Annotated in this window: 10 protein-coding genes; 7 read left to right on the forward strand and 3 right to left on the reverse strand. The window is 56.5% G+C overall.

Going from position 1 to position 15,502, the window contains the following annotated elements:
- Nucleotides 1-1,086 (reverse strand): iron-siderophore ABC transporter substrate-binding protein, encoded by a 1,086-nt coding sequence (locus QRN85_RS01255; RefSeq protein ID WP_502870743.1) that lies wholly within the window; start codon nt 1,084-1,086, stop codon nt 1-3.
- A 384-nt stretch (nt 1,087-1,470) separates the two neighbouring features.
- On the opposite strand from QRN85_RS01255, the gene QRN85_RS01260 reads away from it, so the two are divergent.
- From QRN85_RS01260 to QRN85_RS01270, 3 genes are all read left to right on the forward strand, one after another.
- Nucleotides 1,471-3,255 carry a type I secretion system permease/ATPase gene (locus tag QRN85_RS01260; protein ID WP_284757239.1) on the forward strand — a complete coding sequence of 595 codons (1,785 nt, stop codon included), beginning with the start codon at nt 1,471-1,473 and terminating at the stop codon, nt 3,253-3,255.
- Nucleotides 3,248-4,555, forward strand: a complete 1,308-nt coding sequence (locus QRN85_RS01265) for an HlyD family type I secretion periplasmic adaptor subunit (RefSeq protein WP_284756913.1) — start codon at nt 3,248-3,250, stop codon at nt 4,553-4,555. Before QRN85_RS01260 ends, QRN85_RS01265 begins: the two co-directional genes overlap by 8 nt.
- Before the next feature lie 322 nt (nt 4,556-4,877).
- A complete protein-coding gene (locus QRN85_RS01270) occupies nt 4,878-6,800 on the forward strand; it encodes a methyl-accepting chemotaxis protein (protein WP_284756915.1) in 1,923 nt (640 codons plus the stop codon).
- Between the two features lie 119 nt (nt 6,801-6,919).
- Here the strand turns inward: QRN85_RS01270 and QRN85_RS01275 are convergent, their stop codons facing one another.
- Nucleotides 6,920-7,477: a hemerythrin domain-containing protein gene (locus QRN85_RS01275; RefSeq protein WP_284756916.1), complete on the reverse strand. Its 558-nt coding sequence runs from the start codon at nt 7,475-7,477 to the stop codon at nt 6,920-6,922.
- A gap of 186 nt (nt 7,478-7,663) precedes the next feature.
- Here QRN85_RS01275 and QRN85_RS01280 point away from each other — a divergent pair, with 186 nt between their 5' ends.
- The 3 genes from QRN85_RS01280 (at nt 7,664) to QRN85_RS01290 (ending at nt 11,508) form a co-directional block, all read left to right on the forward strand.
- Nucleotides 7,664-8,206 (forward strand): DUF4334 domain-containing protein, encoded by a 543-nt coding sequence (locus QRN85_RS01280; protein WP_284756918.1) that lies wholly within the window; start codon nt 7,664-7,666, stop codon nt 8,204-8,206.
- Between the two features lie 2 nt (nt 8,207-8,208).
- Nucleotides 8,209-8,967: an SDR family NAD(P)-dependent oxidoreductase gene (locus QRN85_RS01285; RefSeq protein ID WP_284756920.1), complete on the forward strand. Its 759-nt coding sequence runs from the start codon at nt 8,209-8,211 to the stop codon at nt 8,965-8,967.
- A 306-nt stretch (nt 8,968-9,273) separates the two neighbouring features.
- Nucleotides 9,274-11,508, forward strand: a complete 2,235-nt coding sequence (locus tag QRN85_RS01290) for a methyl-accepting chemotaxis protein (RefSeq protein WP_284756922.1) — start codon at nt 9,274-9,276, stop codon at nt 11,506-11,508.
- Between the two features lie 123 nt (nt 11,509-11,631).
- Here the strand turns inward: QRN85_RS01290 and QRN85_RS01295 are convergent, their stop codons facing one another.
- Entirely contained in the window at nt 11,632-14,103 is a 2,472-nt protein-coding gene (locus QRN85_RS01295) for a glycoside hydrolase family 3 C-terminal domain-containing protein (protein ID WP_284756923.1), read from the reverse strand.
- 244 nt (nt 14,104-14,347) lie between these two features.
- On the opposite strand from QRN85_RS01295, the gene QRN85_RS01300 reads away from it, so the two are divergent.
- On the forward strand, nt 14,348-15,502 hold the full coding sequence (locus QRN85_RS01300) for an efflux RND transporter periplasmic adaptor subunit (protein WP_284756925.1): 1,155 nt from the start codon (nt 14,348-14,350) through the stop codon (nt 15,500-15,502).

Here is a 15,502-nt window from a genome sequence, read left to right on the forward strand (position 1 = left end):
TCAGGGCCTCGGGATGATGTAGGTTTCGATGTCATCGAGAACCTTGTTGGCCGAAGCTAGACCGCTGAACTCCATCCAGGTCGCTGCGTCCACGCGGTAGACGCGGCCCGCTTTCACAGCTGGCAGCATTTTCCAGAACGGACTGGCGAGCACCGCCTCATGCCTGCCGCTGGTGGCTGAATCGTTGGATCCGCCAACGATATAGAGCAGGATATCTCCATCCAGCCCAGCCAACCCCTCGAAATCAAGGCGTTTCGTACCGACCTTCTTTTCGGATGTTTCGAAATCCGTGCGCTTGACACCTGCCTCTCGCAGCACCTCAAACGGTGCCCATGCGTCCGGTTCATCGAGGTAGACCTGGAATTCCCAAGGCGTGATGCGAACGACGGAGACGCGCAAATCCTTTGGAATCCGCTCGCGAACAGCCGCAACGCGTTTTTCATAGTCAGCGAAGCGATCTTCGATTTTACCGTCGACGCCGGCGACGTTTGCCAGCGTGCGATAATATTCTTTCCAGTTCGCCCCAGTCAGCAGTGCCGTGGGTGCCAGCCGCGATGCCATCTGGTACGCTTCCTCACCCAGGAAGTCGCTGCCAATGATGAGATCGGGCTGAAGCGCGACGATTTTTTCAATGCTGGGCTCCATGAAAGACCCGAGATCCACCACACCCGCAGCCTCGGCTTTTGCTTTCAGATCTTTATCGCTCATCCCGAAAAGCGGCGCGCCGACGACAGGCAGGCCAAGCTCCAGTGCTATGCCAAGGCTGAACGTCGGGACAAGGGAAACGATACGCTTCGGCTCCTTGGGCGCACAGAGAGGCGGATGGAGAAAAGCGCCTTGCTGGATAAGCCTGCCGTCGCATTGGGCGAAAACAGGGGTAGACAGCATAATACCTAGTAAAGCCCAAACGACGACTCGCATGAAGAACCTAAATATGAGGTTTGTGTTCATGTTAATTAGCCCGCCGAGCCGGCCGGCGCAATATGGAGAGAGCAGCGTGATGCAACCACAAAACCCTTGCACCGACCGGTGCTGCACATAGAGCACAGCTGCCGGCAGACCGCTGCCCGTATCCTTGAAGTGCAATTCGTCTCATCCGCTCCTTTCTCGAAAAAAACCGGCGTTTGACCGCGTTCATTCCGGCAGAGGCGTCTCGGATGTGACGGCTGTCGATGCATGGTTTGTGGCGGTCCTTATTCCGCGATACCTGAATTCGTAGTCACACGGTATCGGGGTTTACAGGCTGCCCGGTGGGGCTATTTTCGAGGCTAGCTCGCGTGTCGATGTGTGGTCAGTGTGGCGGAGCCGGGCGAAGGAGTTCGGTAGCCGTGCTGCATGACGGGGCGAGTGTGGAAACGGGCCTTCCCGGTGATGCCGGTAGCGCCATTGTCTTTGCCTGAATTCGTGGAAATCAAAGTGTTCGGATCGTTCCAGCATTCTCTTTCGCAGTCAGATGCGGATGCCGACGCTATGTCGTTGAAATGGGTCATTCTGGCGATTGCGTTGATCAGCGGCGTTGTCAACGTGCTGGCACTGACCTCGCCGCTTTTCATGCTGCAGGTTTATGACCGGGTTCTGGCGAGCGGAAGTGTGGAGACACTGGTCGGATTGGCGATCCTTGCCACGGGCATGTTTGTCATCCAGGCGGGTCTCGATATTATCCGTGCCCGCATCCTGCTTCGTATCGGTGAAGCCTTCGATGCCAGTTTGTCGAAGCGCGTCCATGACGCTGTCGTTCGGTTGCCGCTTTTGGGGCACTCTCCGCGAGATGGGCTGCAGCCGTTGCGGGACATGGATAATGTTCGCAGCTTCCTGGCCGGTTCGGGGCCAACCGCGTTTTTCGACCTGCCCTGGATGCCGCTCTATCTGTTCATTTGCTTCGCGTTCCATTTCTGGATTGGAATGACCGCGCTAGTGGGCGCCATTTGTCTCATTGCCCTGACGCTTCTGACGAACCTTTTTTCTCGCAAATCCATCCGCGAGGTGACGGCGCAGAACATGCAGCGCAATGGCCTTCTTGAGGATGCCAGACGCAATGCCGAGATTACTCGGGCGATGGGCATGGGCAAGCGCGTTGCGTTTCGCTGGGCAAGAGTTAACCGCGCTTATCTGGATGCCAACCGAAAGGCCGGTGACGTTTCTGGCGCGTTTGGAAGCATCTCCAGAATGGCGCGCCTGATGTTGCAGTCGGCAATTCTGGGTGTCGGTGCCTATCTTGTCATTCGCCAGGAAGCGAGTGGCGGGGTGATGATTGCAAGCTCCATCATGATGGGGCGGGCGCTGGCACCGGTCGATCTGCTGATTGCCAGCTGGAAGCCACTGTTGATGGCTCGGCAAAGCTGGGCGCGACTGAAGGACTTGCTGACGAAAATCCCGAGGGACAGTGCGATGACGCCTCTGCCTGCGCCGCAAAGGGAACTGCGCGCCGAGGCTCTCATCATCGTGCCTCCCGGTGAAAAAAAACCGACGGTAACCGGTGTGCAATTCATTTTGGGCGCCGGAAGTGCGCTGGGCGTTATCGGTGCCTCGGGCTCGGGCAAATCCACCCTGGCACGCGTGCTTGCCAATGCCTGGGTGCCCGCCTCCGGCAAGGTCCGGCTTGATGGCGCAAGCCTCGACCAATGGGAGCCGGAACGTCTGGGCTCCCACATCGGATACCTGCCGCAGGATGTGGCACTGTTCGATGGCACGATTGCTGAAAACATTTCTCGCTTTGATGACGAAGCAGATCCCGCTGCGCTCGTTGCTGCGGCAAAGGCTGCAGGTGCGCACGATATGATCCTGCGTTTTGACAAGGGTTACGAAACGCGCGTGGGCGAGGCCGGTTCGGCACTGTCTTCCGGTCAACGACAGCGGATCGGTCTTGCGCGGGCGCTCTATCGCGATCCCTTCATCGTGGTGCTGGACGAGCCCAATGCCAATCTCGATGCCGATGGCGAAGCTGCTGTCGTTGCCGCCATCGCCGCGGTGCGTTCGCGGCGCGGCATCGCCATCGTCATCGCACATCGGCCAAGCGCGATGGCCGCGGTTGATCTCGTTCTGGTCATGGAAAATGGGCAGCAACGTGCGTTCGGCCCTCGCGACGAGGTTTTGTCCAGGGTCTTGAAAAAGGACGGGCAAGGGGATGTCCCACGGCAAGGATACCAAGCCTCTGGCCACGGCGTGATGCCGATCCGCGCCGTGGCGAGGGGTGAGGCAAAAGTGCCCGACTTGCAATTGGCCGAGGTGAAGGCGAGGGAACCCAGCGATGTCTGAAACCAAGCCCTTTGATCTTCAACGCTCCCTGCGCAGGCATCTCCAGGCCGGTGTCTTCGTTGGCGCGCTTCTGGTCTGCGGGGTGGGTGCCTGGGCGTCGACAATCGTGCTGTCCGGCGCCATCGTGGCGCCTGGGCAATTCGTGGTCGAATCCTATGTCAAAACCGTCCAGCATCCAACGGGCGGGGTGGTCGGTGAAATTCTGGTAAAGGAAGGCGATCAAGTCAAAGCCGGTCAGGTCGTCATGCGGCTGGACGCAACGCAGGCCCATGCCAGCCTCTCCATTGTCAGCAAAAGACTCGATGAGCTAAAGGCGAGACTGGCAAGGCTGGAAGCCGAGCGGGATGATGCGCCGAATATCGCCTTTCCCGAAGACATGACGGCTCGCCTTGATGATTCCGATGTTGCGTCTGCGCTGCGTAGTGAGGAGCGGCTCTTTCAGTTCCGTAAGGCTGCCCGCGATGGCAAGCAGGCGCAATTGCAGGAGCGCGTCGCGCAATTCCAACACGAAATTGAGGGGCTGAGGGCGCAGGAAGCTGCATATGCCGACGGAATCGACGTGTTGAACCGCGAAATCACGTCGTTAAGCGGGCTTAGGCAGCAGGGTGTGGTTTCGGATCAAAGGTTGAATGGCCTGAAAACGCAGATTGCCACTTTCGGAGGAGAGCGCGGCGAGAAGATTGCCTATCAGGCTCAGGTGCACGGGCGCATCGCAGAGACAAGGCTTCAGATACTCCAGATCGAGCAGGATTTGAAATCGGAAGTCAGTCGAGAATTGCGTGAGGTGCAGGGGCAGATCGGTGAGTATGTCGAGCGGAAGGTGTCTGCCGAGGATACGTTGAAACGGATCGATATCGTTGCGCCACAGTCTGGTACGGTCCATCAGCTTGCCGTTCACACCGTGGGTGGCGTGATTGGCCCGGCAGAAAAGATCATGTCGATCGTGCCAGCCGAAACGGATATGGCGCTGGAAGTGCAGATCGCGCCAAAGGACATCGATCAGATTAGTCCTGGACAGGCAGCTCAGTTGCGCATGTCTGCATTTAACCAGCGAACCACGCCAGAGCTATCGGCGCATGTTACGCGCATTCCCGCTGACCTCACCACGAATGAAAGGACCGGCGCTTCCTACTATGTCGCACGACTAAAGGTTGATTCACACGAGCTGGAAAAGCTGGGCAATCTTCGGCTTGTACCGGGAATGCCTGCCGAAGCGATGATCAAAACTGGGGAAAGAACAGCTTTCTCATACCTCCTGAAGCCACTATCGGACCAGATAAACCGGGCGTTCAAAGAATGATCAAAGCAAACTCTAAAATATGCAACCTATTGATTTTTATTATTTATGTATCGCAAAAATAGTATTTTACCTGGTTTTCCGAAGCTGAAAATTAGTTTTATTCACCAACGTATTTATGCCTAAGCTATTTAAATCATTTTGTTATTTGGCAATTATTCAATTTGTTAACCTCGTTTAAATCAGTTTTATTGAAACTCGCCTCCCATAAGTCGCTTCATGAGGAAGTGGCCACTTTAACGACAGCCCGATGATAGCCATGCAAACAATAGTTGCGCTTCATGGCTGTGTTTGTCGATTAATCTTGGTTTACTGAGGCTCCCATATGTCTTTTCTTCAAAACGCGAAAATTCGCACCAAAATACTTTCCCTGATAGTTCTGGTTGCACTCTTGGGTTTTATGGGCGTCTCCTATGTCGCCAAGAGCTTAAAGGATGCCGATAACCGCTATTCCAAGTTCATTGCCGAAGACTCCCTGGGCTCGATCGAGTTCTTTCGCGCCAATAGCTCACTTATTTCTATGGGCTATGGCATGACACTGGGTGTGGTGCTTCGTGAACAGGGTGGCGACACCTCCAAGATTGAAGAAGTTTACAAGAATGACATCGCGAATGTGTCCAGCAGACTTGAGAATGTAAAGAAACTGCTGCCTGAAATCAGTGCTGATGTCGATCCATTCATTGCCCGGGTAAAGACCATTTCTGCTTCAGGTGACAAAGTTTGGCAGCTGGCCCGTAGCGGCGATTTTGCCGGCGCTCGCAAGACGCTGACTGAACTCCAGCCCATGATAGACCAGTGGCGCACCGACATCCGTGTTACGAGTGAGCGTAACCTCAAGCGGATCGGGGAAAAATCGGACGCCTTGACCGAAGTTACGGACTCGACGATTTTCAGTGCTCTCGTTGCTCTTGGTGTCATGTTCCTTTGTGCAATCGCGGCTTCCCTTTTCGTGTCGACGCAGGGCATCACCCGTCCGATTGAACTCTTGCGGGCACGCATGATGTCGCTGGCCAAGGGTGAAACCGAACAGGAAGTCGGTGGCCTGGATCGACGCGACGAAGTCGGCCAGATGGCCGAAGCCGTTGCGGTATTCCGCAACAACGCAATTGAGCGTGAGCGGCTTGAAGCCGAGGCCATCGCCAATCGTAGCCTGTCTGAAAAGGAGCGTATTGCGCGCGAAGAGCAGAAGGCGAAGGAGGCGGCAGATACGTCCCATGCGGTCGATAGCCTGGCCGATGCCCTTTCACGACTGTCTGACGGTGATGTCTCCTATCGCATCAGCCAGCCATTTGCCCAGCATCTGGATGTCGTCAGAGCCAACTTCAATTCTTCTGCCGAAAAGCTGCAATCCGCTCTTACCCGGGTCGCAGGCAATGCGCGGGGTATCGATGCGGGCGCCAACGAAATCCGTTCCGCAGCCGACGATCTTGCCAAGCGCACGGAGCAGCAGGCCGCGTCGGTCGAGGAGACCGCAGCAGCACTTGAACAGATTACCACCACCGTCAAGGATTCCACGCACCGCGCGCAGGAAGCCGGCCAGTTGGTCGCCAAGGCCAGAGTTGGCGCCGAACAATCCGGTGACGTGGTTCGCAAGGCTGTCATCGCGATGGAGCAGATCGAGAAGTCTTCTTCCGAGATATCCAACATCATCAGTGTCATCGACGAAATCGCCTTCCAGACCAACCTTCTGGCGCTCAACGCCGGTGTGGAAGCGGCCCGTGCCGGTGAAGCAGGCAAGGGCTTTGCCGTCGTCGCGCAGGAAGTGCGTGAACTGGCACAGCGCTCGGCCAGTGCGGCCAAGGACATCAAGGCCCTGATCATGACCTCCAACTCCCATGTGCAGGATGGCGTGCAGCTCGTTGGCGAAACGGGTAAGGCGCTTGAAACGATCGTGACTGAAGTACAGGAAATCAACCGTCACGTCGTTGCTATCGTGGATGCCGCGCAAGAGCAGTCCTCCGGTCTGCAGCAGATCAACACTGCCGTAAACCAGATGGATCAGGAAACGCAGAAAAACGCAGCCATGGTGGAAGAGCAGACCGCTGCAAGCCATAGCCTGGCGCGCGAAGCGGAATCGCTGAACCAGCTTCTTGCCCAGTTCAAGCTGGGTAGCGGGCAGGAAAGCCCTGTTCGCACAGTCTCGTCCAATGAAAGACCTGTCCAGTCACCCGCTCGTGCCCTTGGCCGTAAAGTCGCCACCGCTTTCAATGGCAATGCAGCGGTAAAGGCTGAGTGGGAAGAGTTCTGAGGTTTTCTGTCGCCTGCGTAGCGAGGCCATAAGCCACGTTACGCGTCGCTCTGTGAACGCACACGAAAATGCTCTGCCCATCGAAATTATGGGCAGAGCATTGGCATATGCGGAATTGACTAGAGAGCGCGGTAAAAGCCCAGGGCCTCTTCCAGCTCCGTCTGCTCGTAGCCGAAATGTGACCGAACCACGCGGTCGATAAGACAGAAGGTCTCCTTTGCTTGCGCAAATGTTTCGGCGCCAGGGTCGGCGAGAAGGGCTGCAACATTTTTCGAAAGCGTCAAAAGCAATTCGTGGATCACGTCGTGTTCCTGCATGAGGCGTTGGATGACCGCTTTCAAGCCGTCGTTCGCCCCCGCCAGAATGACAGGGAATATGTCACCATCTTCAGCGGAGTGATGATAGTTGAGAAACTCGCATTCCCGCCCGCAAAGGTTTCCGAACCGCACATAATTTCTCATCATATCGAGCGTTTCGATCTTGGTCGCAAGCGTTCCGGCGTCCAGCTCGCCCGCTTCCACCTTCAGCATCATGGCCTTGGTTTCGTCGAGCGCGTCGATATGCATGGCATGGATCATGGCCAGCCGCTTTCCCGCCATTCGATCTGCCGCAGTGGCTTGCGGAATTGGCGGTGCTCTGGGGCGTGTATCGTCTTCGAGAAGGTCAAATACGTTCATTTTCAATCCATGGCGATCTGCTCACAGGGAGCGTTGGGGGGATCGGATTTCCTGTCGCCGCTTGAATTAGGCACGAAGGTCTCTATCTGCAACTGCGAGAGGAGTTGGTAGCGTGTTTGTTTGAATGATCGCCGCAAGCGGTGCATGAAATATATATTTTATTGGTAGAGCCGAGGTTGGATTAATATGACCATAAGACATATACTTGAGACGCGACGCGCCAGCCCGGATGAGATACTCGCGGCTTTCGACGGCCTTGAGCCAGCGACACTCGATTTCATGACTGGACGCTGGCGGGGTTTTGAAATCCGCACCGGCCATGGGCTAGATGGCCTTCTGGAGCCAAGTGGCTGGTACGGCAAACTGTTCGAAAGTGCCGAAGCGGTGCATCCGCTGCTGTTTTACGGTCCTGCGAAGCGCAGTCTTTATGCTGTCGATCCGATGCTTGTGCCATTGTTTGCCCCGCTTCCCCGTTCATCCGTTCTTGGTCTGGCAATGAAGGTAGCGCGGCCGCTTTTGCAGACGAGCCTGCCGAAGGCAAGATTGCGGATGATCGAGTTTCGAGGGCGCTCGACAGCGACCATGGCCTATGACAGCAAACCTATCTTTGATCATTTCGCGAAAATTGATGATCGCCGTGTGCTGGGCATCATGGACCTGAAGGGTATGCCCGGTCCCTATGCGTTCTGCCTTGAGCGTGATGATACTCCAATGGAGATAAGGCTTTAGTCATGACGGATGTAACTGTTATCACAGGTGGCGCCAGCGGTCTTGGGCGTTTACACGCGCTTCGTCTGGCCCAGAAAGGCGGCTACGTCGCCATCATCGACCTCAACCGGGAAGGATTGCAGGACGTCAGCGGGCACGATTCCCGCATCAAGCCATTCTCATGCGATGTGACGGATCACGATGCACTCGAGGCGACCGTGGCCGAAATCGAGCAAACGCTTGGACCCGTAACATGTCTCATCGCCTGCGCAGCAATCATGCCGGGCGGTGAACTTGCAAAGACCGACCCGGCCAAGATCAATAAGGTCATGCAGATCAATTATTGCGGCATGGTCAACGCCACCGGCGTCCTCCTCAAGCGAATGTTGCCGCGTCGCAAGGGTGATATTATCATTTATGGCTCGACAGCCGGTATTGTCCCCATCGATCGGTTTGGCGCTTACGGCGCAACGAAAGCGGCGGTCAATCATTATGCGAAAGTACTCATAAATGAGAACCGCAACAGCGGTCTGCGGTTTCAACTGGTATGCCCGCCAGCGGTGGACACCCCGCTGATATCGCAGGTCGCAGAAGCGGGACCTGACTTCTTACGAAATGGCCGGACATCGATCTCCCAGATGGTCACGCCAGAGGTTGTCGTTGAATCTGTCGAGCGAGCTCTGGAGACCGGGCGCGAGGTCAACTATCCAGGCCGTGGCAAGTTGATTGAACTGGCATATCGTGCCTTCCCCGGTATCGTGCGCAGGGTTTCAAATAGTTGAATGTGAACGCGGAGACCTGTCTCGCTCTCAGTTGCTGCTTTGACGCCTCAGGTTTTCGCAGAATTGAAAGGATATCACGGTAGAAAGCGATCTGCCCAAACCAGTGTCTCATGTTGTATTCGATATCGATCAATTAGAAATATTTGAATATTCTCGATCGGAAAGGTGATGTGAGCTTTAGCGAATGGTTGTACTAAAAAATATTCTTTCCTGTATTTGCAATAGTTGGCATCCGTAATTTTTTATCAATCAATGATTTTTATTTTCCTTGGCGGGTGAGCGCACTGCGTCGTCAAGGGGGCTTGAATGCATATATCGGTAAGAAAATTTTCGTTTCGAACACAGTTGACGATGCTGGCTCTGGTGCCGCTGCTCGCGACCATGGTTCTCGGCGGCATTCTCAGCCAAAGCGCCTACACGAATTTTCTGGGACTGGAGAAGGCGGTCCACCTGGTGCGTCTGGCCCGCGCGGGTGCCGCACTTCAGCGCTCCATGCCAAATGAAGCAAGTGCGCTTCCGGCCGATAGAGCAGCTGCGCGTAAAGAGACGGATGATGATTATGCAAAATTGATCGATGCATATGACACCGCATTTTCTGATGGAAATGAGGACGCCGGCCTCGCGGCCTTGAAGGCAAAAATGGTTCAGAACTTTGCCAATATCTCGGAATATCGCAGAAAGGTCGACAGCGGCGACAAGGATACCCTTCTGCCTTTAAAGCATCTCCAACCCATATCGGCTGTCGGTCTGGACATTACCAGTCGAGCAGGAAGCCTTGTCGAGGACTCGGAACTGTCGCGCGCCATCCGCGGTTATTACTCGTTCCTGCAAGCCAATAATGGTTACCTTATCTATGTCACCCTGGGTCGTAAGTATGCCCAGAATGGGTCGCTTCAGTATGATGACCTGAAGCATCTTTTCGCAGCCAAGGGGCTGATCACGAATGCTTTGAAGCCGATGCAGGAATTCTTGCCGCAAAAGATTATGGATGAGCAGGAGCGCTTTTGGCAGTCGGCTGATGGCAAATTCATTGCGAACATCGTCGACAAGATGACCAACAATGTCAGCAGTGCTCCGAGCACCGCAGACCTCAGCACCTGGAACGCGGCCATGAATCTACGCCGTGACGCCTTTGCGACGATGTCGAGGGCGATTGTGGACGACATAGGTGATCTGGCACAGACGAAAATCGATGTGGCGAGCCGCCATCTCACCTTCATGCTTGCCAGCCTCGGACTTTTGATTGTGCTGACGGTCGCCTTGTCCCTTTCAGTGTTCAAGGCACTCTCTTCGGCCATTCGCGGTATCTCTGGCCGTATGGGCGCACTTGCGGATGGCGATCAGGAAAGCGCTATTCCGAGCCTCGGGCGGAAGGATGAAATCGGTGAGATGGCTCATGCGGTCGAAATTTTCCGACAGGCAGCCATTCGCAACGCGGAACTGGAGGCAGATGCCACGTCCAGCCGCTTGCGCGCAGAGGCCGAGCGCGCAGAAATGCAAGCTTTGGCCGAGGCAGAGGCGGAAAGTCGTCTCGAACAGGCAACGCGCACATTTGCTGCCAGCCTGAAGCGACTTGCGCAAGGCGACATGCAGTGTGAAATCGATACACCCATGGCACCACAGTTCGAAGGCTTGCGCGCGGACTTCAACACATCGCTGCGTCAACTGAGGGATGCGCTGCTTTCCGTCGGAAACTCTGTCGAAACCGTCACAGGCGGCGCCAGGGAGATATCGGACGCATCGGACGATCTCGCCAAGAGAACCGAACAGCAGGCGGCATCCCTGGAGGAAACCGCTGCAGCACTCGAACAGATTACCTCTAACGTGGTCTCAACGTCCAAGCGCACATCCGAAGCCCGCGATATCGTCCGTGATGCCCGCAGCCATGCGGGACAATCCGGCGCAGTTGTTCGCAATGCGGTTGCAGCCATGGAGCGGATCGAGGAAGCATCGCGCCAGATCAACCAGATCATTTCTGTCATCGATGAAATTGCATTTCAGACCAACCTGCTGGCACTGAATGCCGGTGTCGAGGCGGCGCGTGCCGGGGAGGCCGGAAAGGGCTTTGCCGTGGTTGCCCAGGAAGTGCGTGAGCTTGCTCAACGCTCGGCCAGAGCGGCCAAGGAGATCAAGGGCCTGATTAACAACTCCACGCTGGCCGTTGCCGAAGGTGTCAAGCTGGTCAGCGACACGGGCGAGGGGCTCAACACAATCGAAGAGCTTGTTCAGGTCATCAACACGCATATGGACGCAATTGCCACGGCGGCAGAAGAGCAGTCGTCGGGCCTTGCGCAGGTCAATACCGCAGTCAACCACATGGATCAGGCCACGCAGAAAAATGCGGCCATGGTCGAGGAAATGAATGCGGCAGGAGCAGGGCTCGCGCTGGAAAGCCGCAAGTTGAGCAACCTCCTCTCGCAGTTCCAGCTTGGCGCCAGCAGTCATCAATTGCGGATGGCTGCCAGCCAGATGAAGACCGGAATGGGGTCCTCGGAGGGTGGCTATTCGTCATCGACTGGTTATCGCGAGAAGGCGGCCTAGGTCAGGCAGCTCATCGTTGCACAAGGGTTTAGAAAGGGGCGCGGAAGCACCCCTCTCCAGATCCGAAAGTTCAGAAATTGACAGAGACTGCCCGGGCTTCCGCAGGGGCAGTCTTTTTATTTCTTAAACAGAAACGCTGTCCACCGGACCCAGCCATTCATGTGGATTGGTTATCCTTACGGTTTCGCGGACATCGCCAGCATTTGCCGCCAGTATCAGATCATATTGCCCCTTCTCCGACCGGAAAGCAGCGGCCTCGACGTCGTAATAGCTGAGGTCGCGCAGTTTGATTTTCAGGGTAACGGTCCGGGTCTCGCCGGGCGAAAGTTCCAGCTTGGCAAAGGCCCGCAGCTCTTTTTCTGGCCGAGATACCACTGAGTTTTGTGGGCGCACGTAGAGCTGGACGACTTCCGATCCCTTGCGGTCGCCGACATTGGTCACGTCCAACATAACGTTCAAGCCGTCTTCACCCATGGTTTCTGCCGAGGCTCTGGCGTTCGCCCACTCAAAGCGCGTATATCCCAAACCGAAACCGAATGGAAAAAGCGGCTCGATATTGCTGGTGTCGTGGTGTCTATATCCGACGAAGACGCCTTCATCATAGCGAACATGGCCTTCTTTCCCGGGGTAGACGAGTGGATTTTCTGTAAATGCCGAGTTGTCCGAGAGAGACTTTGGAAATGTTTGCGGCAAGCGCCCGCCGGGTTCCTGATCGCCGAAAAGGACATCGGCGACGGCGTTGCCCAACTCTTGGCCGGGATACCACATCTGCAGCACCGCCTGCACCTTTCCAAGCCACGGCATTTCCACGGGCCCGCCCGTTTGCAGGATGACGATCGTGCGTTGGTTGACGGCAGCAACCCTTTCGATCAGTTCCTCCTGTCGACCCGGCAAGCGCATGTCCGGAAGGTCGAGCCCCTCCGTGTCCCACTGACCATTGCGACCGACGAAGAGCAGGGCAACATCGCAACCTGCCGCCTTTGCGACGGCCTCGTCCATGGCGTCATCACCAAGCGGTTTCTCGACGCCGAAACGGATTGCGGTCAGATGGATGCCGTCATCGGTCGGTGCCGGCGAGCAATATTCGATTGTCACCTTATACCGGCGGCCAGCCTCCAGCGTCAGCGTCTGGCGCTGCTCATTGTTGGCGGTGCCGAAATAATTGTCGCCGGGGCTCCAGCCGTCATATCCGTTGACGAGCAATGCGTCGTCTACATGCAGCTTTGCGAGCCCGGCATTGGTCATGCCGAAGACATGCTCGCCCGCTTGTGCAGCAACATAATGCGCGGTGATCCGTGCGGAAAAATCGGCCGGATCAAGCTCTGGCGATGGCAGGTCAAACCAGAAGAATTCGCCCTTGGAGGCCGTCTCACGGCACACCGGCGCACCGTCAAGCGTCCTGCCCTTGAAATACTCGACCTCCATTTCCCCTTCGAACACGTCGATAAGGCGGTTGTTGCTGCAGCCGGCGGCGTAGTGAACATTGTTTGCGTTGGAAAGCGCCGAGCCTATTCCTTCCAGCGGGCTGACCGTGTAATGCGCGGCAATCTGAGCGCTTCCGCCACCCATGACGCGTGCTTCCCGCGCATTGGGGCCGATAACGGCAATGCTGTCGAGCGTGGTCTTCGAAAGTGGCAAGGCGCCGTCATTTTTCAGCAACACGCAGCCATCCGCGCCAATCTTGCGAATAAGGGCGCGATCCTGCGGCAGGTCGAGGGCGTGCTCGGTGAGATCGGGTGTGGTTTCAAAAGCCCCGACCTTCGCAAGAAGGCTGAGAATACGGCGAGCAGCCTCCCGCACGGTTGCTGCGTCGACATCACCTTTGCGGACGGCTTCGACAAGCTTTGCGCCGCGGTCGCGGCTTGGGCCCGGCATTTCCAGGTCCAGCCCGGCATTGACGGTGGCGGCGGTCGAATGTGATCCGAACCAGTCCGACATAACAATGCCGTCAAATCCCCATTCCTTGCGCAGCACCTGCGTCAGCAGCCATTCGTGTTCACTCGTATAGGAGCCATTCAGCCGGTTATAGGATGACATCACCGCCATCACGCCCGCAGTCTTTACCGCATGTTCGAAGGGCAGGAGATACAGCTCCCGCAGGCTGCGCTCATCAATATCCGAAGATATCGTCTGCCTCTCGATTTCGGATTCATTCCCGACAAAATGCTTGATGGTCGCAGCGACGCCCTTGCTCTGCACGCCCTTGATATAGGCGACCGCAAGTGCTGCGGTCAGCAGCGGATCTTCGGAATAGCATTCGAAGTTGCGCCCGTTCAGACCGGAGCGGTGAATGTTGACTGTGGGCGCCAGAAGAACGGACGCGCCTTTGCTTTTGGCCTGCCCCGCCAGCGCCACGCCCATCTGTTCCACAAGGGCCGGATTCCATGTCGCGCCCAGCGCAATCGCTACCGGGAAACAACCTGCCTTCACGCCAGCCACCAGTGAGCCCGCACCACGTGCCCCGTTCGGGCCATCGGTCACCTTGATTTTCGGAACCCCAAGCCGTTCCACCGGCACCGTCGTCCAGAAGTCAGCTCCTGACAGCAGCGAGACCTGTTCCTCAAGTGTCATCTCTCTCAGAATTTTCTCGATCATCCAAACCTCCGTTGACGAATTGCACTGTCATATTGCGCGCGGCAGGGTTGTCCTGCGCCATCCCCTCTAGCGCGTAGCACGTATCAGGATACAGCTCCAGATGATCGAAATAGGGCGTAAATCACCGCCCGGATATTCAAACGAAATAATTCACTTGATATTTACATTCAGAATGTATGTATACGAGATTATGCGGCGATGCGTCTTGTCGTCCGGCAACACCCGTGCATCGAAAAGGTGGAAAATGGTCCAGAAAACTCAGTTCCGGCGTGGGCAGACGGTCGGCCTTGCCCTTATCCTCTCAAGCGTCGTCCTTCCCGGGAAGGTCATTGCCCAGCAACCTCCAACTCCCAAGGTCACGGTGGAGGAAGCAAAGGTCGAAGACTTCACGCTGACCGCCCGCCTGCCAGGCCGCATCAAGCCGTCCACGATTTCCGAGGTCCGGCCACAGGTCAACGGCATCATCCGCGAACGTCTTTTCGAGGAAGGCGCGAAGGTCGAGGCCGGACAGGCTCTCTACAAGATCGAAGACGAGACCTATGTCGCAGCGGTCGAATCGGCCAAGGCGAATGTGGCTCAGGCTCAGGCGAGTTACGACTTCGCTGTTGTCGACGCGCGACGTGCGGAAGAAACATTCGCAAACAATGTCGGCTCTGCGTCCAATCGCGACACCAAGATCGCTGACCGGAACAAGGCGCAGGCTGCACTTCAGGTGGCGCTTGCGCAGTTGAGAACCGCTGAAATCGATCTCGATAGAACGACCATCAAGGCACCTATTTCGGGTGTTATCGGCTTTTCCGACGCGACTGCAGGTGCGCTCGTGGCCGCGCAGCAGACGACAGCATTGACGACAATCCGCGCGCTCGACACGATCTATGTCGACGTCACGCAATCGGTAAACGATCTTTTACGGTGGAATTCCGACAAGCGTGCTGGCGGTGGCCAGGCCATGTCCGTCGCAACCATGATCCTCCCCAACGGCCAGACTTATCCCATCAGGGGTGATCTGAAGGCTGCCGAGCCTCGTGTCGAGCCGACAACCGGCATGGTGACCCTTCGAATTTCCTTCTCCAATCCGGACCATAAGCTGCTGCCTGGTCTTTATGTCGAAGTCGAACTGCCACAGGCCGTCACCAAGAATGCGACACTCGTGCCACAAAGCGCGGTGATGCGCGACGCCAAGGGTCAATCTTCCGTTTGGCTCGTGGAAGATGGCAAGATCGTACCACGTCCGGTCACAGTCGTTGCTGGCGCTGGCAATCGCTGGGTCACGAGCGATGGTCTAAAGGCAGGCGACAAGATCGTCATGACCGGCTTCCAGAAGGTGAAGCCAGGCGCACCGGTCGAAATTGACACGCAGCCGGTGGTACAGCCAGCCGCTCCGGCAGGGAGCAACTAA

This window comes from Agrobacterium sp. fls2-241-TYG-188a (assembly GCF_030209845.1).

Excerpts from the sequence above, each read along its gene's own strand:
- QRN85_RS01265 (WP_284756913.1), top strand. The coding sequence starts at position 3,248 with ATGTCTGAAACCAAGCCCTTTGATCTTCAACGCTCCCTGCGCAGGCAT.
- QRN85_RS01275 (WP_284756916.1), bottom strand. The coding sequence starts at position 7,477 with ATGAACGTATTTGACCTTCTCGAAGACGATACACGCCCCAGAGCACCG.
- QRN85_RS01295 (WP_284756923.1), bottom strand. The coding sequence starts at position 14,103 with ATGATCGAGAAAATTCTGAGAGAGATGACACTTGAGGAACAGGTCTCG.
- QRN85_RS01280 (WP_284756918.1), top strand. The coding sequence starts at position 7,664 with ATGACCATAAGACATATACTTGAGACGCGACGCGCCAGCCCGGATGAG.
- QRN85_RS01260 (WP_284757239.1), top strand. The coding sequence starts at position 1,471 with ATGTCGTTGAAATGGGTCATTCTGGCGATTGCGTTGATCAGCGGCGTT.
- QRN85_RS01290 (WP_284756922.1), top strand. The coding sequence starts at position 9,274 with ATGCATATATCGGTAAGAAAATTTTCGTTTCGAACACAGTTGACGATG.
- QRN85_RS01270 (WP_284756915.1), top strand. The coding sequence starts at position 4,878 with ATGTCTTTTCTTCAAAACGCGAAAATTCGCACCAAAATACTTTCCCTG.
- QRN85_RS01285 (WP_284756920.1), top strand. The coding sequence starts at position 8,209 with ATGACGGATGTAACTGTTATCACAGGTGGCGCCAGCGGTCTTGGGCGT.
- QRN85_RS01300 (WP_284756925.1), top strand. The coding sequence starts at position 14,348 with ATGGTCCAGAAAACTCAGTTCCGGCGTGGGCAGACGGTCGGCCTTGCC.